Source organism: Erythrobacter sp. S57(2025), from assembly GCF_057365055.1.
Map to the genome: position 1 here is coordinate 573,811 of NZ_CP200299.1, position 23,131 is coordinate 596,941.

Here is a 23,131-nt window from a genome sequence, read left to right on the forward strand (position 1 = left end):
GAGGTGTTTGAGGCGCCAAATTCAGGGTCAATACGAACCCACAACCAGCCCATTGCACAGCACTTCGTGAGTGTTCACGTCGATCATGTGACCGCCTGAACACTCGTTGTCCCCCCATGTCGATTCGCCGCTTAAAATGCGTAGAAGGGCGACCGAACCGATGGTCAGGATGCTGCCGATTAGCATCTCATCACGCTCCGCGCCGGTCATTGGCCGACCCCGCTGCTGTCCGCGCATCCGGGCAATGCTTGCTTGCACTTCGGCGCGCAATTCAGCCCAGCTTTTCTCCGGCGGGAGGCGGGCGAGATAGACGCCCGCGATTTCTGATCCTCCGCGATAAGCCAGCCTGTACATTTGGCGCGGCTGGCCGACAGTGCGAGGGTTGCGCAACTGATTGGCACGGCCCCATTGAAACAGTACGCGCGGATTGGTTTGATCCGCAATCAGAGCTTTGTGGCAATAGAGATAGGCGCTCATCACGTCGATCTCCGCGTCATTGGCAATGCCTTCGACACCCTCGGGCTTCAACGGATCGAGCGGGTGCGCCGCATACTGATCGCAGGCTGCAATCGCGTCCTCCCCGCTGATCGCTTGATAGGCAGGGTCGGCATATTCGCTTACCGCAGGATACTGGGCAGAGGCAGAGACGGCCAAAGCAAAGGTGAAACTAGCTGCAATCCAGCGTGCCGGGGTCGAGAAGTTCATAGCCAGCGTCCTCGTTTGAGGAAAGAAGCTAAGCGCGCGCAATCGGGCGGTCAACGCTGCTGTTCTGGCTCTGGATCAGGGGTTTCGCTGACTTCGGCAGGAACCACATTCTTGCGGAACAGCACTTTGTCCTCCTCACCAAAACCGCGGTGCCAAATGACGAAGAGGTAGACTGCAAGAATGGCTGGGCCACCGATCACAATCTCCACCCATTCGGGCAGGAACGTAAAGCCATAACCAACCACCACCGCGGGCGCCGCCGCATAAACCAGCGCCCAGCGCCAATTGGATACGGGGGCTTTAAGCAGTGTCTTGAGCACGACTGCTTTCACCAAAGATGAAAGCGCCAGCGCAACGAACAGTGCCAATGCCGCGCCTGCTGCTTGGAACCCTTCGTCCATCTGCCAATGCTTGGCGAGGAGGATGAAGGTGATGGTGAGAATGCCCTGCAACGCGATCACGCCGACAGAAATTAGCAGGTTCCGTTTGCGCGCGATGTAGACCAGTACACCTTCTGCAATAACGGCCATCGATGCGATCACTTCGGCGGCGAGCAGGATCGCCAGCGCGCCTGTGCCCCCCACAATCTGCGGCCCGCCAAGGCCCATTACCGCTTCGCCCGGAATAACCAGCATCAGCGCGATGCCGAACTGAAGCGCAATGATCCAAAATCCGACCTGGCGCACTTGGTTGGCAATGGCTTCCATATTGCCGGTTTTCAGGTTCTTGGTGATGACGGGCGCTAGGATCGGCTCAAACGAGGATTTGAGCTTTTGCGGCAGGCTGACGACTTCCTTTGCGAACCAGTAAATGCCCACGGTCGCAGCCGAGGTCGCTTGGCCCAGCAGGAAGACATCGAGCAAACGAGTGCCGCGCTCAATAACATCCGCGCCCACCAAAGGCAGCGCGCGCGAGGTCATTTTGGCAAGGTATTTGGGGCGCGGTCGCCAGCCGCTCGGCATGCCATAGGTTTCGAGGAATGAGTAAAGCGCAGTGAAGAACGCGGCATAGATCGAGGCAAGGAAGGCGAGCGCAATGCCTCCGCTGGCCAGCGCGGGGACAAAGAAGAACGCGGCAACAAGGATCGACTTGGTCCACGGCTCAACGACAGCGCGCGCGCGGACGGTGGTTTCAATATCGTATTTGTAAGCTTGGGCGGCGAGCAGGATCTCAGTCAGCGCGAAAGCAGGGATCGCGGCGATCATCCACATATCGTATTCGCTGTTTGTGCCGCTGGGGAAGATGATCACCGGGAAAATCAGCAGCACGGTGCATGCAAGCGCCGAGAAAAACAGCGAGGCGAGCATTCCGTCAAAGACCAGATTTACGCGGCGCTCTCCGTCTTCCTCTGCCCCTTCGGTCAATCGCTGCGCCAGGCCGCGTTTTTCACCCATAGCGCAGATGAGTGCGAAAATCTCGATGACGACAAAGGCGGCAGCAAAGCGCCCCATCTCGTCCACGCCATAAAGGCGAAAGCCGACAAACAGGAACGGGATGCCGCCCAGCAAACGCAGAATAAAGCCCAAAGTGTTTGTCCGCCCGCCTTTGGCAAGCGTAGCCATATCATCGCCGCCCTTGTCCGGGGCTGGCTGGCCTGAAGAAGCGGTTTCGCTGCTCACTCGACGTCGGCCTCATCCGAGGGCATTTCTGCGCGCAACGGGCGAGAGAGTAAGTCAGCAACGACCACGCGCGGAGGAGCGCCGTCAAGGATCGCGTTCACCGCAACGACGATAGGCATCGGAATCTCACGCCTTTGTGCAAGGTCAGCTAGCACCGGTGCCGTGTGCGCGCCTTCGGCAACGGTCGTGCGGTCTGACATCAATTCAGCCGCGCTTCCGCCTTCGCCCAGTGCTTTACCGAGTGAAAAATTGCGACTTGAAGTTGACGAGCAAGTAAGCACCAGATCGCCAAGTCCGCACAGACCCGCCAATGTTTCGGATTGCGCGCCAAGGCTTTCACCGAAGCGAAGCATCTCGGCATAACCACGCGCGATCAGGGCCGCGCGCGCATTCTGGCCCAGGGCAAGCCCGTCGACCACGCCGCACGCAATTGCGAGCACATTCTTGATTGACCCGCCAATCTCTGCGCCGGTCACATCGTCTGAATAATAGGGACGAAATGTGGGCCGGGCGATTGCGGGAGAGAGTCGTTTCCATTGTTCGCGTCCGCCCTCGCAAGCGAGGGTGACAGCGGTAGGCAATCCAGCGGCGACTTCATGGGCGAAAGTGGGGCCGGAAAGCACGGTGATTTCGCTGCCGGGGGAGGCTGCGCGCGCGACGTCATTCATCAAGCGCCCAGTGCCTGCCTCGATACCTTTTGAGCACAGGACAAGGTCACGTGGTGGCTTCGCGAGGCCTTCGAGCACTTTGCCCAGAACCTGTGCGGGTGTGACGGATAGAACGGTGTCGATCCCGCTCAGTTCACTCAGATCACCCACGGCGCGGATATTGGCGGAAAGCTCAGCGCTGGGCAGATATTGCGGATTGCGATTGCTGGTGTTGATCGCCTCAACCACTTCGGGCTCAAACGCCCACAGAACCACTTCGCGGCCATCGCTGGCTAGCATTTGCGCCAGAGCCGTTCCCCAAGCGCCTGCGCCAACTACTCCGACTGTATCGGGAGCGCTCATGCCTTTACTCCCGCGCCGCGAACCTTCTCGGCATCCGGGTCGAGCGGCCAGCGCGGGCGCGCCTTGAAATTGAGCGGGTCGCCTGCAAAATCCGGCTCAGCCGCCAATTTCTCGCAGCCCGCCCAAGCGATCATCGCAGCATTGTCCGTGCACAAAGCCATTGGGGGAGCGACAAAGCGCATCCCATGCTCGCTCGCAAGTCCTTCAAGCGCGCTGCGCACGGCTTTGTTTGCCGCGACCCCGCCTGCAACGACCAAAGCGGGGAAGGGGCCAGCTTTGCCAAGCGCAGCCTTGAGCCGGTCGAGCAAGCAGTCGATGGCGGCTTGCTGGAAGCTTGCCGCAATGTCTTGGGGTCGGTGCTCACCGCTCTCATGGGCGCGCAGAACCGCGCTCTTGAGGCCAGCGAAAGAGAAATGCGGTTCCTTTGATCCCCTTAAGGGACGGGGAAGGGGGACAGCTTTCGCATTACCCTTCAACGCCAAGCGCTCCACCGCAGGGCCACCGGGATAGCCAAGGCCCAGAATCTTAGCGGTCTTGTCAAACGCCTCACCCAGCGCATCATCAATCGTGGTCGCAAGACGGCGATACTTGCCCATGCCCTCAACGCTGAGGATTTGGCAGTGCCCGCCCGAGACGAGCAGCAAGAGGTAAGGGTATTCGAGCGATTGATCGGCCAAACGCGGGGACAAAGCATGGCCTTCGAGATGGTTGACCGCGATCAGAGGCTTGTCTGCCGCCATCGCCAATGCCTTGCCGCTGACAAGGCCCACCATAACGCCGCCGATTAAACCGGGTCCGGCGGTCGCGGCAATTGCGTCCATCTCAGCCAGATCCATCTGCGCATCATTGAGCACTGCTTCGATCATCGGCGCCAACCGTTCTGCGTGGGCGCGGGCGGCGATTTCGGGGACGACGCCGCCATAGGGCGCGTGCTCTTCCTCTTGGCTCGCGATCCGCTGTGCGATGATCTCGCCATTGGCGCGCACGATCGCCACGGCTGTCTCATCGCAGCTCGACTCAATGCCCAAAACGATATTGTGCGGTTCCGATCCCATCGCGCTTCCATCTAGGGTCTTGGATGGTTAGAGCAAGCGTGAGGATGCAAAAAGGACATAGGCCATCTCTGAGCCAAAGATACGTTTAGGAACCCGCAATTCCCCGCTCGCGATGGCGCAAGCTGTTGAAACGCGCGCCCGTTTATGCGCGGCGCATGGCTGGGAAGAGGGCGAGGTTGAGCTTGTCCCGGTGGTTGCGAGCGGCGACAAAGTGCTCGACCGACCCCTGTCCGAAATTGGCGGCAAGGCGCTTTGGACCAAGGAGCTGGATGCGTGGCTGGGCGAAGGCCGCATCGACGCCGCCGTTCACTCGGCCAAAGACGTTGAGACAATCCGCCCGGACGCGTTTCACTTTGCAGGTTTCCTGCCCCGCGCTGACCGCCGCGATGCCTTGGTGGGAGCGCCGAGTATTGCCGATATCCCGCAAAGGGCGACCGTGGGCACATCAGCCCCGCGCCGCGCTTCGCAACTGCTAAACCTGCGCCCTGACTGCAAGGTTGTCACTTTCCGAGGAAATGTTGCGACCCGGCTGGGTAAGCTTGAGGCGGGCGAAGCGGACGTCACATTTCTTGCAGCGGCTGGCCTTGAACGGTTGGGGCAAAGCGATGTGGGCACACCGCTTGATGAAGCCGACTGGATACCCGCCGCTGCGCAGGGGGTAATCGCGCTTGAATGCCGCGTTGATGATGCTGTGGCTACGGCGGCGCTGGCAGCGATTGATGACGGGGCCACGCGCGCTGAACTGGAAGCAGAGCGCGCATTGCTCGCGCAGTTGGGCGGCACGTGCCATTCGCCGGTCGCCGTTTTGTGCCAGCCTGCTGGCGATCAGCTGCATATGCGCGCTGCATTGTTCAGCCCGGATGGCGCCGAACGCGTTGAGGGCGAAGCACGCTTTGCCGCTGGAGACAGCGCCCCGGTTAAAGCGCTGGCCAAAGACCTGCTCGCCCGCGCGACGCCTGGAATTGCGCCGCATTTTGGCGGGGCGTAAGGCGGCTTATATGGCGGGCTATGTCCTTGTCGTGCGGCCGGAGCCTGGCATGTCCGCCACAATGGCGGCGGCGAAAGAGCTGGGCCTTAATGCCATCGGCTACCCCCTGTTCGAGATCGTGCCTTGTGCGTGGGATTGCCCTGATCCTGCCGAGATCGACGCGCTGCTAATCGGCAGCGCCAACGCGATCCGGCATGGGGGAGAGGCGCTTGAAAGCCTTAAGACTAAGCCGGTCTATGCGGTTGGAGAGACCACCGCTGAGACAGCTCGTGCAGCCGGTTTTACCATCGCTGCTACCGGCACTGGCGGATTGCAAAATGTGCTGAATGATATCGCGCCGCCCTGCCGCTTGCTCAGGATTGCAGGGGCGGATCATGTGCCGCTTGAAGCTCCTGTGGGCGTTAATATCCACAAGGTCGTTGCATACGAAACCAAACCGCTCGAACTGCCCGAACCGCTGCGCCCGCTGCCGAGTTTGGGCCTCACCGTGCTGCTCCATTCCGCCGCCGCGGCTCAGCAATTTACGCGCGAATGCAGGCGTTTGGCGCTGGATCGCAGCGTGATTACCCTTGCGGTAATCGGTCCCCGCGTTGCCGATGCTGCTGGAGATGGCTGGCGCGCGATCCATGTTTCTCCGCAGCCAAATGATGCCGCTATGCTGGAAATGGTCAAAAACGTGTGCATATAGGCATGATACAACTCGCCGAAGAGCATGAAAAACTGGCGGGTCGCAGGATACGGATACTCGATGGAATCTAAATATGGCAGCCGCAGGAAGCCGACCTCGAATAAGGGGATAATGGCGGCTGCGCTGGCTTCGTTTCTCGCTGGCGGTGCGCTGATTGGCTATATCGTCTGGTACAATGTGGCTGATGATGAAACCGCTGCAGTCACTGCCGCCGCTAGCCCGCCTGCGCTGCCTGATGCGCCTGCGGTAGAGGGCGAGCCAACCGGTACGCCGAGCGTCGCGGTCACCTCTTCACCCAGCCCGTTAGCCGAAGCGGTCGCCGCGCTGGAAGATGGCGATACCGAAGGCGCTGCTGAGGCGGTCACGCGCGTGGTCGACCAACAAGGCGGTATTGATCAACGGCTCGCCGCAGCCGAACAGCGTCTGGCAAGGCTCGATCTGCAGGCGCAAGCCGCAGCTGGCAATGCCGCGCGCGCTGAAGGGCTGCTGATCGCATTTGCCACCCGCCGCGCGGTCGAGCGTGGGGCTGAGCTTGGCTATCTCGCCGACCAGTTACGCCTGCGTTTTTCTGACCAATGGCCCAATGCGGTCAACAACATCATCACCTTTTCGCGCGACCCCATTCGGATCGACAACCTGACAGAACGCCTTCGCGGTCTTGGCCCTGAACTTGTCCAACAGGACGAAGGGATGAGCTGGGGTCGGGTCCAGCGCGAGCTGGGTGAATTGTTCGTGGTGCGCCGCGAAAGCACTCCGTCTCCGCAGCCAGAACGCCGCCTGGAACGCGCGCGCATCGCGTTGGAGCAGGGTCGCTATCAAAACGCGATTGACGAGATCAAGGCAATGCCGGGCGCCGAGCAAGCAGAGGCGTGGATTACCGATGCAGAACGGTATCGTGACGCGATGCAGGCATTGGAAGTGATCGAAACTGCGGCCGTCCTCGACCAGAGCGGCCTTCGCGATGGCGTGGGCAATGTGGTGCGTCAGCCAAGCCCGCTTGAGGGGCCATCAGAGGAATAGGCGTTAAGCCTTTAACAGTTCAGGCAAATCGCCTGACACGCCGCGGGCTTCATCCATAAAGAATGTCTTGAGCATCGGCGTGCGTTGGACAGCTCCCATACCGAGCCTGCGCACAGCGCTGGCGGTTTTTCCGGGCATTCCGAACAGGCGGGTGAGGCCATCGGTAGCAAGCGCGACCATAAAGCTATCGAGCCCGCGCCAATTTTCATACCGTTTCAAAAGCTGCGCATCGCCGGGATCAAGCCCGATCCGCGCCCCTTCGGTGAGCACTTCGACAAGCGCTCCCACATCGCGAATACCAAGGTTCAGCCCTTGGCCTGCAATCGGGTGGATGCCGTGTGCGGCATCGCCGACCAGTGCGAGCCGTTCGCCCGTTATCTTGGCCGTGTGGTGGAAGCCAAGCGGCCAGCTTGATCGCTCCCCCACGCTTGTGACTTCACCTAGAATATCGCCCATGCGCTTTTGCAGTTCGGCCATGAATGCCCGGTCGCCGAGCTTGGTAACGGCGCGGCCATCCTCTTCTGACACAGTCCAAACCAGCGAAGAGCGATGCGTGCCATCTTCGTCGTCTTTGAGCGGGAGCAGCGCAAAGGGGCCTTGCGGGTAGAAGATTTCCCAAGCGACATTGTCATGCGGCTTGGAGTGGGTGAGGCCCGCGATGACTGCGCGGTGTTCATAATCCCATTTGGCCAGCGTAATTCCAGCGGCGTCGCGCGTTGGCGATTGGCGCCCTTCGGCAGCGACCATGAGGCGGCCTTTAAGCTTGCGGTCATCATTTAGCACGGCCGCAACACCGAATTCGCTGCGCTGACGTTCGGTTATCTCAGCCTTGGGCACCCAATTGATCAGCGGCTCTTTTTCAGCCGCCTCAAACAGCGCAAGCCGCAGTCGGCGATTGGGGAACATCCGGCCAAGTGTCCCTTCATGCGGCTCTGGCGTGAAGTCGATCCGGCCCGGCCGGTTTTGATCGGTCACCGCAATGCTCGCAATATCGCAGGCGAAAGGCTCAAGGCTTGTCGCAATCCCGATATTGGAGAACAGGTGCCAACTTGCAGTTGAGATCGCAGTCGCACGGTCGTCAAAGCCTTCTTTGGTCAGCTCTGCCGGGTCTGCGCGGTCGATCACATGGCTAGACATACCCTGACGCGCAGCGGCAAGAGCGAGAGTCATGCCGACCAATCCCCCGCCAAGGATCAGCAAATCGCGCGTTTCGGTATCCGCTTTGGCCATGTTGTCTCGTGTAACCCTTCAACCAATCTTTGCGGATGCTTACATGCGCCGCTAGGACGCTCCTACTTTGACCACCCGATAAGAGGCAAGCCAGACTTCATGCTCTTCGCTGCATCCCGCAATGCAAGCAATGCACTAAGCGCTCATGTGATCGCGGCGATTCTTGGCATTTTTGCGCTTTTGTGGAGCGCAGCCGCCTTCGCGCAAGACACCTCTGACAATCGGGCGATCCCTGACGAAGCGCGTTATGGCGACACCAATATCGCAGTACAATTGGTCGCCGATGGCATGCCGCAAGCGGGCGAAGAGTGGATGCTCGCTTTGCGCTTCACGCCTTCGTCTGAGGAATGGCACGGCTATTGGTCGAACCCCGGAGATGCAGGTTTAGGTATGCAGGTCATGCTGGATCTGCCTGAAGGCTGGGAGATGGGCGAAGCGCTTTACCCTGTGCCTCAAACGCTGGTGCAGGAATTGCCCAATAGCCTTATCATGAACCATATTTACAAGGGACCATACACCGTCCTTTTGCCGGTGCGGGTGCCCAATGATGCGGTGATTGAAGGGTTGCCGAATTTGCGCGGCTATGCCGAATATCTCGCCTGCACGGACATAGTCTGCGTCCCGCAAGACGCCGTTTTGAGCGCAGGACAGGGCGGTGATTTTGCGCGCTGGCGGGCTGAAATTGCGCCGCTGCTGGATGCGGAGGCGAGCTTTTCGGCGAGCACCAACTCGGTCCGTTTGAGCATCCCACTGCCTTCCAGCGTCGCGCTCTCTGATCCGCATGTCTTTATCGAGCAAGAGCACCTTGTCGAATTCAGCGCGTTGCAAAGCTTTTGGCGCGATGGCGACCGGGTGATTGTTGAAATTCCGGGCAAACAGCATCCCCCCTACGTGGAGCCCGTCTCGCCGGTCTACGAACAGGTTGATGGCATCCTGAGTTTTGGCGACGGGACGGGTGTGCGCTTTGTGGCGAGCGCTGGCCAAGTCGCGATTGCTGGCGAGCCTGTGGTCACTATGAACAGCGCCCACGGCATCACACCGCCGCTTTGGACGCTGATCTTGGGTGCTTTGGTCGGGGGGCTGATTCTCAATATCATGCCCTGCGTCTTCCCGATCCTCAGCATCAAAGCGATTGCTCTGGTGCGTGCTGGCAGCAGTGAGGCAGAGGCGCGGGTTGAGGGTATTGCGTACACCGCAGGCGTGGTGTTGGCCTGTGTGGCGCTGGGCGGGCTGATGCTGGCGCTTCGTGCGGCTGGGGAGCAAGTCGGCTGGGCGTTCCAATTGCAAAGCCCGACGGTAGTGATCCTGCTGCTGGTCCTCGCCGCGATCATCACCGCAAACTTTGGCGGCCTGTTTGAATTGCCAAGCGTCGATACAGGCGGTGGCGCACGCAAGGGGGCCGGGGGAGCCTTTTCCACCGGGCTGCTCGCTGCGGTCGCTGCAACGCCGTGCACCGGACCATTTATGGCGGCGGCTTTGGGCGCGGCCTTGCTGCTGCCTGTGCCCCAAGCGCTGCTGCTTTTCGCGATGCTGGGGCTGGGGCTGGCGCTGCCGTTTCTGTTGATCGGTTTTGTGCCTGCGATCCGCAACCTGCTGCCCAAGCCGGGTGCTTGGATGGAACGGTTCCGCCGCATGATGGCGATTCCTATGGGGCTGACAACGCTGGCGCTCATTTGGCTTTCGATCCAGCTCGGCGGACGCGGTTTTGCGATGTTTGCGTTGGTTATGGTGTTCGGCATCATCCTTGCGCTCGGCGTCGTCGGACGGTTGCAGCGCGCAGGCAAAATGGCGTGGCCTGCCTTTGGTCTGGTCGCAGCGCCATTTCTGATATTTGGAGCTTTCGCGCTTCCTTCAAGCTATGAGCAAGGCGGCGGACGCAGCGCTGAAGAAAGCCTGCTTTCCCCGCAAGAGTTCAGCCGCGAAGCGCTCGCTGATGCGCGCGCCTCCGGTCAGCCGGTCTTTGTCTGGTTCACCGCCGACTGGTGCGTCACCTGCAAGGTCAATGAAAGCGTCGCCATCAACCGCAAAGCCACCGCTGAGGCCTTCGAAGAAGCGGGTGTGATCGCGATGGTGGGCGATTGGACCGTGCGCGATGAGGAAATCACCGCGTTCCTGAATGAACAGGGCGCAGCGGGCGTGCCGCTTTATCTGTGGTACGAACCGGCAGCTGAGGCGGAGCAATTGCCGCAAGTGCTCACCTCAGACATGCTCACTCAGCGGGCGTCTCGGGATCGGCCTCAATCTCAGCCGGATCAATAGTTTCTCGTTCGCCCATGGTTAGTTCTGCCGAGGGCACAAATCTCTCTCCCGTGCGGCAGGCTTCGATTAGCTCTCCGGGCAGAGGGCTGGGGTTAATCTCAACCATCCCAGCACCCGGCACGGTGAGCGTTAGGGAACGCGGTCCGGCAAAGGGTTCCCATACGGTGTTGCTTGGCGGCAAACGGCCTTTCCAAACACGCTGGCCGCCCAAGTCAAAAGCTTCCACCGGAACTCGCCCAATGTGGCCATTACCGACCATCGCCAGCAATGCTGATGCATTCTCATCTGCGGGCGAAAGCCGGGTGATTGAGAGATATGGCCCATCATCCAAGACGAAAATGCATTCTAGCGCCACCAAAACAGGCTTGCCCGGAATGCCATAGATGATCCGCTGATCGTACGCATCTGATGGAGTATGCGCCCAAATCGCGCCCTCGGTCTCAGGCGAGGGTAGCGGGGCAGAAGCAAAGGTCGCTTCCGCCTCAGGCATATCGCGCCCCAAATCCGCATCGGTTGGCGGCGGCTTGCAAGATGCAATCGCAAGCGTGCTCAACACGATCACAGGAAATGCCGACAATCTCTTTTTCAAACCATATTCCTGTCAAGACGGGCGCGAACCTCGCCTCTATCGACTTCAAGAGTGAAGGAGAAGGGCATTGCAATCAGGTTCCACCTATACCGCACATCGTTCCGCGAAGAAGATGATCGTAATGTTGGGTTTTCTGGCGGTGATGGGGGCGATCATGTTGCTGATCAATCTTTCGCCGCTTGTGCCTGATGGAGACATGACGTTCCGCAATTCAGTGCGACAAGGTGGTCTTCAACGCATGATCGACGTCCTGCCGTGGATTGGCTCTACTGCGCTGCTGATCTCGATAATCATGTTACCAAGTGCCCTGAGGAGAAAGCTCGAAATTCAGATTTCACCAGCTGGCATAGACTATCCCCCAGCTCTGCGCGAAACCTTGCCATGGGAGCGGGTTGAGAAGATCGCGGTGCGCTCAATGGCTTTCTCGCGGGTCGTCAGCGTGACTATTCGTGACGCGGAAAGCTTTCCTATCAAACCGATGGCCCGCAAGATTGCTGAAATGAACAAAGCGGCTGGCGACCTAGGTGACATCAATATTGAGACGCAGCGCTCTGATGGAGATATCGATGAATTGGTGACGGCGATTGCAAAGTATCGCGAGGTTGAAGGGTTGGGACGCTAAGGCTTCCCGCCCATTCGCTTGTACCGCGTCTTGCCATAGCGGGTCTTACGCGTCCCCGGTCTCCCAGCATCCGAGCGGCCCACTTTGGGCGCTTTCTTCTGCTCGTCGGGCAGGCCCAGCTCGTCATTTTCGAGGCGGCGTATCTCGTCACGCAAACGCCCGGCTTCTTCAAACTCAAGGTTGGCTGCGGCGTCGCGCATACGTTTTTCGAGGTCTTCGATGTAAGCGCGAAGGTTGTGGCCAACGAGGTTGTTGGTCTCGTCATCTTCTAGGTCGACCGTCACGCCATCTTGGCTTGCCGTGTGGGCAACGATATCGGCAATGTCGCGCTTGATCGTTTGCGGGGTGATGCCGTGCTCTTCGTTATAGGCGCGCTGTTTCTCGCGGCGGCGGTCGGTTTCCGCCATGGCGCGTTCCATGCTGCCTGTAATGCGGTCGGCATAAAGGATCACGCGGCCATCGACGTTACGCGCCGCGCGGCCAATCGTTTGGACGAGCGATGTTTCGGAGCGTAGGAAGCCTTCTTTGTCCGCGTCCAGAATACAAACGAGCCCGCATTCAGGGATGTCGAGCCCTTCGCGCAGTAGGTTGATCCCGATCAGCACATCATAAACGCCCATGCGCAGATCGCGGATCAGTTCGATACGCTCCAAAGTCTCCACATCGGAGTGCATATAGCGAACGCGCACGCCCGCTTCGTGCATGAATTCGGTGAGGTCTTCGGCCATCCGCTTGGTCAGCGTGGTGACGAGTGTGCGGTAGCCTTTCTTGGCGGTCGCTAGGCATTCTTGAATGCAGTCCTGCACCTGATCTTCAACCGGGCGGATTTCGACAGGGGGATCGATCAGGCCGGTAGGGCGAATGACCTGTTCGGCAAAGACGCCGCCTGTTTGCTCCAATTCCCACTTACCCGGTGTGGCGGAGACGCAGAAGGTTTGCGGTCGCATTGCGTCCCATTCGTTGAAGCGCAAGGGGCGGTTGTCGATGCAGCTCGGCAGACGAAAGCCAAATTCGGCCAGCGTCAATTTGCGGCGGTGATCCCCCCGCGCCATCGCGCCGATTTGCGGCACGGTCTGGTGGCTTTCATCCACGAACAGCAAAGCATTGTCGGGTAGATATTCAAACAGGGTTGGCGGCGGCTCTCCCGGCAGACGCCCGGTTAGGAAGCGCGAATAGTTTTCGATCCCGTTGCAGCTGCCGGTCGCAGCAATCATCTCAAGGTCGAAATGGGTGCGCTGTTCCAGCCGCTGATGCTCAAGCAGCTTGCCCTCTTCCTCCAGCTCTTTCAGCCGGTGCGCGAGCTCAAATTTGATCGCCTCGCTTGCCTGTTTCATCGTTGGGCCGGGCGTCACATAGTGTGAGTTGGCGTAGACGCGGACCTTATCAAGTTTGGCTCCGGTTTTTCCCGTCAGCGGATCAAATTCGGCAATCTCTTCAATCTCATCGCCGAAGAAGCTGATACGCCATGCCATGTCCTCATAGTGGCTTGGGAACAGCTCCAGATTGTCGCCGCGCACCCGGAAACATCCCCGCGTGAAGGCGGCATCGTTGCGCTTGTACTGGAGCGCGACGAGCTTGCGGATCAGATCGCGCTGGTCGACGGTTTCTTCCTTTTTGATGTCGAAGATCATCGCTGAGTACGTCTCAACCGAGCCGATACCGTAGAGGCACGAAACCGAGGCCACGATGATCACATCATCACGCTCAAGAAGCGCGCGCGTGGCAGAGTGGCGCATCCGGTCAATCGCCTCGTTCACGCTCGACTCTTTCTCAATGTAAGTATCTGAGCGCGGCACATAGGCTTCGGGTTGATAATAGTCGTAATAGCTGACGAAATACTCGACCGCGTTTTCCGGGAAGAAGCTCTTCATCTCGCCATACAATTGCGCGGCAAGGATCTTGTTGGGCGCAAGGATCAGGGCAGGGCGCTGCACTTCCTGGATGACGCTCGCCATGGTGAAGGTCTTGCCTGAGCCGGTGACACCCAGCAGCGTTTGCGTTTGTTCGCCTTCGCGTGTGCCCTGAACCAGTTCAGCAATCGCAGTCGGCTGATCGCCAGCTGGCGAATAGTCAGAGACAATTTTGAACGGTTTACCCCCTTCGACCTTTTCCGGACGATTGGGGCGGTGGGGGGTGAATTCTTCGCCTGTCTCCGGCTCTTCCAACCCGCGGCGGATGATCAATTCTGACATGAGAACAAATATGGACCATGAGATGCCGCTTGTGAAGCTTTCCCTGCGCGTTTAGCGTCAGGTTTAAACTCAGGGAGGAACCCAATGAAATATTCGTCAAAAGCCGCCGCACTTGCTCTGGCATCATCGCTTGGATTGGCAGCTTGTGGTGGTGAAGCAGAAGATTCAGCGGGCGGTGAGAGCACGGCCGCTGTGAACCTTACCAATCCTGAAGAAATCGCCGCTGCGCTGACCAATATGCCGAAACCTCAGCCTGGCGAATATAAGATTGAGGCAGAGCTGCTTGAGTTTGAAATGCCGGGTGCAAGCGAAGAAGAGGCCAATGCACTTCGCGGCATTATGGAAATGGGCAGCGCTGTAAACGGCATCACTTTCTGCATGAACGAAGAGATGGCTCAGCAAGGCTATGAGGATTATCTCGATCAGCTCAAAGGCCCGAATGAGAATTGCAGCTACGACAGTTTCTCAATTGATGGCGATCAAATTGATGCAAAGCTGACCTGCGGCGACGATGAGGCAGCTGGCACGATCGAGTTCACCGGAACGATCAGCGAAACAGGCAGCGACATGACCGTGTCGATGAACATGAGCGAGCCGCTCACCGGCAAAGGCATCAATATGGTGATGAAGAACGCGACCGAGCGTGTGGGTGAATGCACATCGGAAAGCATCACGATTCCACAATAAAGCGCTGCGACACATTGATGAGGGCGAAGGCTGCTTTTACTGGCAGCTTTCGCCCTTTTCATGTCGAATTCACGTCTTGGCTGATAAGAGGTTACGCAGATGTTTGAAGGCAACCCCCTGATCGACGCCTCTAAGGCTGCGCTCGCAAAGAGCGAGTTATTGCGCCGCATTGCGCTGGCGCGTGAGGAATATCCCGATCAGGAAGTCGGCAAGCCCACTTTGTTGAAGTTCGTATCAGAGCTTGATCTGCTGCTCGAACCTGCGCGCCGTCCCTTCCGAAATTTGGAAGTTCCCAAAGCGGCCAACCCCCAGAGTATTATGGTCCTACCCGGTTTTGCGACCGGTCCTGACCGCATGGAATATCTGGCTGAGAAGCTGAATGAGGCAGGGCACTCGTCCAATCATTGGGGCTTGGGCCGCAATTGGGGTGTGGGTGAGGAATCGCTCGACCAATTGGAACTGCATCTGATCGAGATAGCCGAGCAAAATCAGCAAAGGGTCGCTCTGGTCGGGTGGAGCCTTGGCGGATTGTTCAGTCGCGAACTGGCAAAACGGCGTCCCGAGATGATCTCAAAAGTCATCACTATGGGTTCGCCTTTCTCTGGCAGCCCGCGCGCGAATAATGTCTGGCGCGCTTATCAGGCGATCACCGGCTACCGGGTTGATCAACCGCCGATTGAAGCTGATCTTTCGATCAAGCCGCCGGTCGAAACCATTGCATTATGGAGCGACAATGACGGCATGATCGCGCCTGAATGCGCCTCTGGCCAAGAGGCTGAGCGAGACCGCGCTGTCGCGCTTTCATGCACCCATGCAGGCTTTACCTATACCGATGAAGCGGTGCTGGCGATTTTAGCGGAACTCGATCGCAGTTGAGCCTTTCCTTTTGTGAGCAGGCCTTTAGGTTGCTCACTAGGAATTTCGCCAATGCGGGGATCAATGGGCGACCAACCCGAAAACTTTGATGAAATGCGCGCAGCCGATGGTAGCGTGCGTCCCGCCTACGCCGATTATTGCGGCTGGTATAACGAGCAAGAGCCCACGACCCTAAAGCGTAAAAACTCCGAAGCAGATGAAAGCTTTCGCCGCACAGGGATCACGTTCAATGTCTATGGTGAGGATGAAGCTGAGGAACGCCTAATCCCGTTCGACATGGTGCCGCGCATTATAACGGCGGGCGAATGGCGGCGTCTGACCAAGGGCATTGAACAGCGAGTAAGGGCGCTAAACGCGTTCCTTTATGACCTTTACCACCGGCAAGAGATCATTCGCGCAGGACGCCTGCCCGAACGCTTGCTGAGAGACAATGATGCTTGGCTGCCCAATATGGTCGGCATGACGCCGCCTGGCGGGATTTACACGCATATTGTTGGCATTGATCTGGTGCGCACCGGGCCAGACGAATGGTTCGTGCTGGAAGACAATGCCCGCACGCCGTCGGGGGTCTCCTATATGCTGGAGAACCGCGAGACTATGATGGCGATGTTCCCTGACCTGTTCAGCCGGGTTGGGGTAGAGAGTGTTTCAAATTATCCGCGCCGCTTGGCTCGCTCGCTTGCTGCATGCGCGCCGCCCAAATTTGATGGGGCAGGAGGCGCAAAGCCCACGGTCGCGGTACTGACACCGGGCATTTACAATTCTGCCTATTTTGAACACGCCTTCCTCGCCGACCAAATGGGAGCATCGCTAGTCGAAGGCAGCGATCTGCGCGTCGTGGATGGCCGCGTGCAAATGCGCACCACGCGCGGGTATGAGCCTGTTGATGTGATCTATCGCCGTGTTGATGACGATTATCTCGATCCGCTCACCTTCGAACCTGACAGCGTTTTGGGCGTACCTGGCATCATGGACGTCTATCGTTCCGGCGGCGTGACCATCGCCAATGCTCCGGGAACCGGTGTGTCGGATGACAAGGCGATCTATTCCTTTATGCCTGAGATCGTCGAGTTCTATACCGGCGAGAAACCGCTGCTGCCCAATGTCCAAACCTGGCGCTGCGCAGACAGTGATAGCCTTGCTTACGTGCTCGACAATCTGGAAGAGCTGGTGGTGAAGGAAGTCCATGGGTCAGGCGGCTACGGCATGCTGATCGGGCCAACCGCGACGAAAAAGGAAATTCGCGAGTTTCGTAAGAAGCTTGAGGCGCGTCCGGAAAACTACATTGCGCAGCCCACGCTCTCGCTTTCCACCTGCCCGATCTATTCGCGCAAAGGCTTCACCCCGCGCCATGTCGATTTGCGCCCGTTCGTGCTCGCTTCACCAGAGGGGATTGAGATTACGCCGGGTGGCCTGACGCGTGTGGCATTGAAAGAAGGGTCGCTGGTGGTGAACTCCAGTCAAGGCGGCGGCACCAAAGATACGTGGGTGTTGAAGGACTGATGTTAGGTAGAACCGCCAATGGGGTGTTCTGGATGTTCCGCTATCTTGAGCGGGCCGAGAACACTGCGCGTCTGCTCGATGCAGGGCTTCGCATGGCGCTTACCCGAGATGTGCAAACCGCGCAGGAGGAATGGCGTTCGGTCATTTCCACCCTGGGGCTTAAGACCTCGTACGAGGCTGCCAATGCCGATGCTGACAACCTGTATGAAGGGCAATCGGTTTGGAACTTTGTGCTGCGAGACAGCGCCAATCAGGCCAGCGTTCGCGCGATGATTGGCGCGGTTCGCAGCAATGCGCGGGTTGCTCGCACCAATATCTCAAGTGAGGTGTGGGAAGCGGTCAATGAAAACTGGATGATCCTAGATAAGCAGCTTTCTCGGCCTGTCAGCCAGTCAGCTTTGGGCGATGTACTCGGCCGTCTGCGTCGCACCAGCAGCCGCGTCCATGGCGCCCTCGATGGATCAATGCTGCGCAATGAAGCGTATAATTTCGCACGTGCAGGCACCTATGTTGAACGTGCCGAAAGCACCGCGCGCATCCTAGACATGAAGTACTACTTGTTGCTCCCCTCGCTGGGCCATGTCGGCTCCAGCCTTGATACAGGCCAATGGGAGCAGATGCTGCGATCGGTGGCAGGGGGCAGCGCCTATGCTTGGCTCAATGCAGGGCAGATCAGCGCGCGCGGCATTGTGGAGTTTCTGGTGCTCGATGAACGCTTCCCGCGCAGTCTTGCTTTTTGCCGCGGAGCATTGCGCGAAAACCTCGCAGCGCTTGCCCGGATGCATGGGAGCGAAGGGGCTTGCAACGCTCTGATGCGAGAGGCCGATATGCATATCAATGATATGAGCGTGGACCTGATTTTTGATCAGGGGCTGCATGAATTCCTGACCGATTTTAGAGCCCGCAACAGCGCCATCGCGCAGGCCATCGGCGAAGATTACAGGTTTTTGGCGTGAGGCATTGGGCATGAAACTCTCGATCCGCCATACGACGCGATACGCCTTTAAGGAGCCGGTGGTGCATGCTTTGCAGCGACTGCGCCTAACGCCCAAGGAAACGCAGGGGCAGAACATCCTGCAATGGGATATGCAATACGAGAATGCTCGGGCTGAGCTGGAATATGACGACCAGAATTTCAACACAGTGACTTTGGTCGCGGTTGAGCCGGGTGTGCGTGAAGTGACAGTAACGTGCAGCGGCGTGGTCGAAACACAGGACAATGCGGGCGTGATCGGACGCCATGCAGGGCACTTGCCGCTTTGGAGTTTCCTAGGGCAGACTAAACTGACTAAGCCGGGCGTCAAATTGCGCGCGCTGATCCGTGAGGTTCCCGATTTTCCAAGGGGGCCAGAGGAAGGCGCAAGGCTCGACTACCTCCACGCGCTTTCTGCCCGCATTCGTGAGACCGTTGCCTATCAAACCGGGACAACCGGCGTTCGCACCACTGCCGAAGAAGCCGTCGCACAGGCACAAGGCGTGTGTCAGGATCACGCGCATATCTTCATTGGAGCCGCGCGCGCTGCCGATATCCCCGCGCGTTATGTCAGTGGCTATCTGATGATGAATGATCGGATTGAGCAAGAAGCCACCCATGCCTGGGCAGAGGCGCATATTGATGGTCTTGGTTGGGTGGGTTTTGACGTTTCCAACGGTATTAGCCCTGATCCGCGCTATGTCCGGGTTGCCACGGGCCGCGATTACCGCGATGCAGCGCCCGTCACAGGCATCAGCTTTGGTTCTACCGAGCAGGTGTTGACCGTTGGGGTCGCCGTGGAACAGCAGAAAGAACTAGATAACCAATGACCTATTGCGTTGGCATGGTGCTCGATAAGGGCCTTGTTTTGATGAGCGACACTCGCACCAATTCGGGCGTCGACAACATATCTGTGTTTCGCAAGATGTTCTCTTGGTCGGTGCCGGGTGAGCGGATGATCGCAGTGATGACGGCAGGCAACCTTGCGACCACGCAGGCGGTGATCAGCAAGCTGGAAGAACGCACCAAAGAACCCGATGAGCGCGACAACACTCTGATCAAAGGTAAAACGATGTTCACTGTTGTTACTGAAATCGGGCGGCTTTTGCGCGCCACGATTGATGAAGCGCAGAAGGCTAATGGCGACCGGGGCAAGGGGCGCTTTACCGCGTCCATCATTGTCGCAGGGCAGATCGCTGGCATGGAGCCGCGCCTATTCATGGTCTATCCCGAAGGCAACTTTATCGAAGCAAGCTGGGACACGCCGTTCTTCCAGATTGGTGAGACGAAATATGGCCGCCCGATCATCATCCGTGGCTATGACCGGGAGATGAGCTTTGAAGATGCGGTGAAGCTGGTGATGGTTTCGTTCGATTCCACGCTCAAAGCGAACCTCTCTGTTGGCCTGCCGCTTGATCTGTTGGTGATCGGCAAAGACGATTTTGGTCCCACGCATGAGCGACGCGTGACGCAGGATGATCCCTATTTCGCTGAAATATCGGACAATTGGGGCAACGCCTTGCGCTCCGCATTCCACTCTTTGCCGAATTATAGCTTCGAGTCGGAGTGAATTTCTGTGAAAATTGCGGCTAAATTCGGGGCTAACCCCGGCTAAGTTAAGGTCTTTTCCTGAGCAATAAGTCCATTTTGGTCCTTAGTTATCGCAAGATTCCTGAGGGTTCCCGCTTATTGGCAGTTTTCTTTGTCCGAACTGGTTTTAGTCCCGCGTGCCATTCCCCTGTTTGACGCTCACCACCATGAGCATGTCACGCAAAGCCTCTCTCCATTTCATTGACTCCAATAGTCGTCACCGCGCGGAGTTGGCGCGCGTCGGGTTCACGCTCGGCCACCACTCCGAAGTGTATGGCGATCTATCCGAGTTGTCGGTTCACCCCCCACGCGAAGGGATAATCATCGCCCGCGATACGCCAGAGGAAGGCGGGGTCACTATGATCCTCGAACGCCTCAGCCGTCTCGGGATTTGGCTACCTCTTATTGCGATAGATGCCGAACCGCGACCGCAAAGGATCGTTGATGCAATCAAAGCAGGCGCATTGGACTATCTGTCCTTACCGCTTGATCCTGAACGGTTTGAACGGTGTCTCACCCGGATTGCGAAGGAGGCCGAAGTGTTCGGCGCTGCTCGCAGACGAATGATCGAAGCGCGCGACCGCATTTCCAGCCTCTCGGCAAGGGAACGCGAAGTGCTAGAATGGTTGGCTGAAGGAAGCAGCAACAAGGTTATCGCTCGCGAACTGGATATCAGTCCGCGCACTGTCGAAATTCACCGGGCCAATATGATGCACAAACTGGGTGCACGCCACGCAGCCGAAGCGGTTCGCCTAAAACTAGAAGCAAAGCTGGAGCCCCGGATCGAAGCTTAAGCGAATAAAACTGAGCCTTTCGCAAGGTCGCCCATTGCGGACCATTTTGAGAAGTTCGCAAAACCATAGTCTTGATGCCAGCAGGCACACGAACCCCTGCCGACTGGGAAACCCTCTGATCCCCCTTCGGTGCCGTCGCGGCCCTGGAACCCTCCTGGTTCTGGGGCCGTGATTTTCAAGTCGGGGTGGTTGCACGGTAGCAGCAGCACGGGTGCGCGCTGTCCGTTAGCGGCAGAAGCTGGAGCCTGAACCTTCCAAGTGGAAGTGATCGGCATGAGCGCGGTTATATTCCGGGCCAAGCACTGTGCCAAAGCGTTTGCAGGCGCTGCGATGGACAACGCGCAAAAATTCGCGCTCTGCCGCTGTGCCGCCGTCCCAATCCTCAATCAAAGTGATCCGCCGACCATCTTCCAATACGAAGCCTGAAACGTCGATCGCCTCTGCGCGGGCATGGGCGGAACGTTGGTTGGATCCTGCGATATTGCGGCATACATAGCTGCCCATAGTCTCAATCCGGGCAAGTGGGCTGCCAAGGATCTGGCGGGCTGCACGGTCAACACCAAAGCGTGCCCAATTGCCAAATTCATTGGCTACGCCGCATTGCACGGGCCCGATATTGCTGACGCCAAATTGCGAACGGTCGCCGCCAAGCGCGGAAATCTGCACTGTACCCAGCTTGTTGCAGCCGGGCGCGGCGTAAGTATCAGGCAGCGGCTGGAACCGTGTGCCAGTTGCGCTGAGATCACTTAGACAAGCAGCATCGCCTATGTTTGGCGCAATGCTTTGCGGGGCAGAGGTCACGCGGCGCGGCGATGTGCTGGTGTACACACCTGAATTTTGGCTGGAGGGAGTGCCTGCTGACGCGCTGCCGCCGCTTCCACTGCCTGACGGAATAATGGACCCACATCCCGCCAACGCAAAAGCGGCTAATGCTGGTACCAGACCATGCGTCAAAGCCCGCGATGGGCTGTGTAGAGTTACCCAGTGAATCATACTTAAGCACGACTACGCGAATAAGGTTAACGCAGTGAAAAGGATCGCTCTTGGCCAAAGCCTAACGCGCGAATACGCGTTTTTGCGTGCTACACTTCAGATGGACTGTGAAATGCTCAGGGCAAATTTAGGGGATGACGTCGTCCACCTGCTCCCACAGCTCTATCTTTACGCCATTGGGATCAAGGATCCACGCAAATTTGCCGTATCCTTCGTCCACTTTGTCCAGCACATCGACGCCCTTGGCCTTCAGGCCTTCGACAAATCCATCAAGATCATGGACGCGCAGATTGATCATAAATCCGCCTTTGCCCGGCTTGATATAGTCGTCGTCCTTGAAATGGCTGATCAGCGAATAGGGATGCTTCATCGGCTCTTCAGCCCAAGCAAGCTGCGGTCCGTATTCGCCATCAAGGCCCAGCGTGTCGCGATACCATTGTCGCGTCTCCGCAGTGTCGCCCGCAACGTAAAATACGCCGCCTAATCCTGTGACGCGTGGTCCTGTTGTGTCGCTCATCTTGGCACCTCCCTATGCCCTCATGATTACGCATGCGAGGGGGGAGTGCAAAGGTCAAAAGCGTGTGGTGAACTCGATCACCCCTTGGGGCAGGGTGTCGAGCAAGGCGATCTCGATCACTTTGTCGAACCCGGTCACTACCATCAATCCGACTACCAGCAGCGCTCCGCCAAACAGTGGTTTGCCGTATTTGGCCAAGATACCGAGCGTTTTGCGCCGTTCGCCCAAAGCTTTGCGCGAGCCATAAGCAAAGGCGAGGATTGAGGTTGCAACACCGAGGCCGAAGATCAGGAAGATGAGAAAGCTGGAAATCAGGTTCTCACCCTGGCTCGCCGCAGCAATGGCAACGCCCAGCGTCGGGCCAACACAAGGTGCCCAAACCACCCCGAGCAATAGGCCAACCGCGAATTGCCCATACCAGCCATCCCCGCTCAGCTTTGCGAGCCGTTGATTGCCCAAATTGGCAATCGGGGCCGCCGCTGCGCTCAGCGCCGCCTGCGCTTGCGGGACGAGCAACACAGCTCCTGCCACGACGAGCAAGATGCCAGCGAACAGCCGCACGGCTTGCTCATTAATGCCCAGCGAATAGCCAAAGGCGATGACGGTAAATCCGAACAGGGTGAAGCTGACGACCAATCCGCCTGCCAAAGCAAGCGGTCCAAATCGGCTCTTGCCCAGCGCCGACGCAATCAAGATCGGCACCAGCGGCAAGACGCACGGATTGAGGATTGTCACCAACCCCGCAAGAAAGGAGAGCAGCGCACTACCCAACATAAAGTTCTCTGCCTGATGAGAAGGTTAGGAGGGGCTAAAGCGCGCCCAGAACAACACCGCGAAGGCGTGTGCGGTTGGTTTCTGCGATAGAGCGTGCGACTTCAGTTGTGCCGTTGAACACCAAAACGGTCGACTGGCGCGGGATGCGATGTTCGCGCAGGAAGGCTTTCTCATCGTCGAAATTGACCTTCACAAACAACACATCGTCGCTCTGACGTTCGCTCCTGAGTTCCTCAAGGATCGGAGCCTGCGCGCGGCATGTGGGGCACCAGTCGGCATAGACATCGACCACGATGGTCTTGCCCTTGTTTTGAGCCATGGTGAATTCAGCGGCATCATAGGTCTGCCAGCCAGCAGCCGAGCTTTGTGCGGACAATTGCATAGCCCCCACAACAAGCGCACCGATTGCAGCAATGAGGATAAAAAGGCGGGTCATTTGGGCTTACT

The 23,131-nt window shown here is 58.3% G+C and carries 23 protein-coding genes; 12 read left to right on the forward strand and 11 right to left on the reverse strand.

What is annotated here, in order from left to right:
* Positions 1-27: 27 nt before the first annotated feature.
* The 4 genes from AC0V6N_RS02665 to tsaD are packed head-to-tail and all read right to left on the reverse strand — an operon-like array spanning position 28 to position 4,389.
* A complete protein-coding gene (locus tag AC0V6N_RS02665) occupies positions 28-705 on the reverse strand; it encodes a hypothetical protein (protein WP_486170047.1) in 678 nt (225 codons plus the stop codon).
* Between the two features lie 50 nt (positions 706-755).
* Positions 756-2,267 carry a lipopolysaccharide biosynthesis protein gene (locus AC0V6N_RS02670; RefSeq protein ID WP_486172410.1) on the reverse strand — a complete coding sequence of 504 codons (1,512 nt, stop codon included), beginning with the start codon at positions 2,265-2,267 and terminating at the stop codon, positions 756-758.
* A 53-nt stretch (positions 2,268-2,320) separates the two neighbouring features.
* Positions 2,321-3,334: an NAD(P)H-dependent glycerol-3-phosphate dehydrogenase gene (locus tag AC0V6N_RS02675; RefSeq protein WP_486170048.1), complete on the reverse strand. Its 1,014-nt coding sequence runs from the start codon at positions 3,332-3,334 to the stop codon at positions 2,321-2,323.
* A complete protein-coding gene (tsaD, locus tag AC0V6N_RS02680) occupies positions 3,331-4,389 on the reverse strand; it encodes a tRNA (adenosine(37)-N6)-threonylcarbamoyltransferase complex transferase subunit TsaD (protein ID WP_486170049.1) in 1,059 nt (352 codons plus the stop codon). The genes AC0V6N_RS02675 and tsaD overlap by 4 nt, the downstream gene beginning before the upstream one ends.
* A 79-nt stretch (positions 4,390-4,468) precedes the next feature.
* Between tsaD and hemC the strand changes: the two genes are divergently transcribed.
* From hemC to AC0V6N_RS02695, 3 genes are read left to right on the forward strand one after another with little or no spacing between them, the layout of a single operon-like run.
* Positions 4,469-5,377, forward strand: a complete 909-nt coding sequence (gene hemC / locus AC0V6N_RS02685; protein WP_486172411.1) for a hydroxymethylbilane synthase — start codon at positions 4,469-4,471, stop codon at positions 5,375-5,377.
* Positions 5,378-5,387: 10 nt separating this feature from the next.
* On the forward strand, positions 5,388-6,065 hold the full coding sequence (locus AC0V6N_RS02690) for a uroporphyrinogen-III synthase (RefSeq protein ID WP_486170050.1): 678 nt from the start codon (positions 5,388-5,390) through the stop codon (positions 6,063-6,065).
* Between the two features lie 24 nt (positions 6,066-6,089).
* Entirely contained in the window at positions 6,090-7,085 is a 996-nt protein-coding gene (locus AC0V6N_RS02695; protein WP_486170051.1) for a hypothetical protein, read from the forward strand.
* A 3-nt stretch (positions 7,086-7,088) separates the two neighbouring features.
* On the opposite strand, the gene AC0V6N_RS02700 is transcribed toward AC0V6N_RS02695, so the two are convergent.
* Positions 7,089-8,315 carry an FAD-dependent monooxygenase gene (locus AC0V6N_RS02700; RefSeq protein WP_486170052.1) on the reverse strand — a complete coding sequence of 409 codons (1,227 nt, stop codon included), beginning with the start codon at positions 8,313-8,315 and terminating at the stop codon, positions 7,089-7,091.
* A gap of 99 nt (positions 8,316-8,414) precedes the next feature.
* Between AC0V6N_RS02700 and AC0V6N_RS02705 the strand changes: the two genes are divergently transcribed.
* Positions 8,415-10,574, forward strand: a complete 2,160-nt coding sequence (locus AC0V6N_RS02705) for a protein-disulfide reductase DsbD family protein (protein WP_486170053.1) — start codon at positions 8,415-8,417, stop codon at positions 10,572-10,574.
* Here the strand turns inward: AC0V6N_RS02705 and AC0V6N_RS02710 are convergent.
* The gene (locus AC0V6N_RS02710) at positions 10,525-11,151 is read right to left on the reverse strand and encodes a hypothetical protein (RefSeq protein ID WP_486170054.1); all 627 of its coding nucleotides are present in this window, start codon (positions 11,149-11,151) and stop codon (positions 10,525-10,527) included. The two genes, AC0V6N_RS02705 and AC0V6N_RS02710, sit on opposite strands and share 50 nt — an antisense overlap.
* A 133-nt stretch (positions 11,152-11,284) precedes the next feature.
* Here AC0V6N_RS02710 and AC0V6N_RS02715 point away from each other — a divergent pair, with 133 nt between their 5' ends.
* A complete protein-coding gene (locus AC0V6N_RS02715; protein ID WP_486170055.1) occupies positions 11,285-11,785 on the forward strand; it encodes a hypothetical protein in 501 nt (166 codons plus the stop codon).
* Here AC0V6N_RS02715 and uvrB read toward each other — a convergent pair.
* A complete protein-coding gene (gene uvrB / locus AC0V6N_RS02720) occupies positions 11,782-13,977 on the reverse strand; it encodes an excinuclease ABC subunit UvrB (RefSeq protein ID WP_486170056.1) in 2,196 nt (731 codons plus the stop codon). The two genes, AC0V6N_RS02715 and uvrB, sit on opposite strands and share 4 nt — an antisense overlap.
* 84 nt (positions 13,978-14,061) lie before the next feature.
* Between uvrB and AC0V6N_RS02725 the strand changes: the two genes are divergently transcribed.
* From AC0V6N_RS02725 to AC0V6N_RS02755, 7 genes are all read left to right on the forward strand, one after another.
* On the forward strand, positions 14,062-14,664 hold the full coding sequence (locus tag AC0V6N_RS02725; protein WP_486170057.1) for a DUF3617 domain-containing protein: 603 nt from the start codon (positions 14,062-14,064) through the stop codon (positions 14,662-14,664).
* 99 nt (positions 14,665-14,763) lie between these two features.
* Entirely contained in the window at positions 14,764-15,540 is a 777-nt protein-coding gene (locus tag AC0V6N_RS02730) for an esterase/lipase family protein (protein ID WP_486170058.1), read from the forward strand.
* 63 nt (positions 15,541-15,603) lie between these two features.
* Positions 15,604-17,043: a circularly permuted type 2 ATP-grasp protein gene (locus tag AC0V6N_RS02735; RefSeq protein WP_486170059.1), complete on the forward strand. Its 1,440-nt coding sequence runs from the start codon at positions 15,604-15,606 to the stop codon at positions 17,041-17,043.
* On the forward strand, positions 17,043-17,999 hold the full coding sequence (locus AC0V6N_RS02740; protein ID WP_486170060.1) for an alpha-E domain-containing protein: 957 nt from the start codon (positions 17,043-17,045) through the stop codon (positions 17,997-17,999). Before AC0V6N_RS02735 ends, AC0V6N_RS02740 begins: the two co-directional genes overlap by 1 nt.
* 10 nt (positions 18,000-18,009) lie before the next feature.
* Entirely contained in the window at positions 18,010-18,846 is an 837-nt protein-coding gene (locus tag AC0V6N_RS02745; RefSeq protein ID WP_486170061.1) for a transglutaminase family protein, read from the forward strand.
* Positions 18,843-19,586 (forward strand): proteasome-type protease, encoded by a 744-nt coding sequence (locus AC0V6N_RS02750; protein ID WP_486170062.1) that lies wholly within the window; start codon positions 18,843-18,845, stop codon positions 19,584-19,586. The genes AC0V6N_RS02745 and AC0V6N_RS02750 overlap by 4 nt, the downstream gene beginning before the upstream one ends.
* A 187-nt stretch (positions 19,587-19,773) precedes the next feature.
* Positions 19,774-20,400: a response regulator transcription factor gene (locus AC0V6N_RS02755; protein WP_486170063.1), complete on the forward strand. Its 627-nt coding sequence runs from the start codon at positions 19,774-19,776 to the stop codon at positions 20,398-20,400.
* Positions 20,401-20,625: 225 nt separating this feature from the next.
* Here the strand turns inward: AC0V6N_RS02755 and AC0V6N_RS02760 are convergent, their stop codons facing one another.
* From AC0V6N_RS02760 to AC0V6N_RS02775, 4 genes are all read right to left on the reverse strand, one after another.
* Positions 20,626-21,393, reverse strand: a complete 768-nt coding sequence (locus AC0V6N_RS02760; RefSeq protein ID WP_486170064.1) for an extensin-like domain-containing protein — start codon at positions 21,391-21,393, stop codon at positions 20,626-20,628.
* 127 nt (positions 21,394-21,520) lie between these two features.
* Positions 21,521-21,910 carry a VOC family protein gene (locus AC0V6N_RS02765; protein ID WP_486170065.1) on the reverse strand — a complete coding sequence of 130 codons (390 nt, stop codon included), beginning with the start codon at positions 21,908-21,910 and terminating at the stop codon, positions 21,521-21,523.
* 54 nt (positions 21,911-21,964) lie between these two features.
* Entirely contained in the window at positions 21,965-22,684 is a 720-nt protein-coding gene (locus AC0V6N_RS02770) for a cytochrome c biogenesis CcdA family protein (RefSeq protein WP_486170066.1), read from the reverse strand.
* Between the two features lie 34 nt (positions 22,685-22,718).
* Positions 22,719-23,120: a thioredoxin family protein gene (locus AC0V6N_RS02775; protein WP_486170067.1), complete on the reverse strand. Its 402-nt coding sequence runs from the start codon at positions 23,118-23,120 to the stop codon at positions 22,719-22,721.
* Between the last annotated feature and the right edge of the window lie 11 nt (positions 23,121-23,131).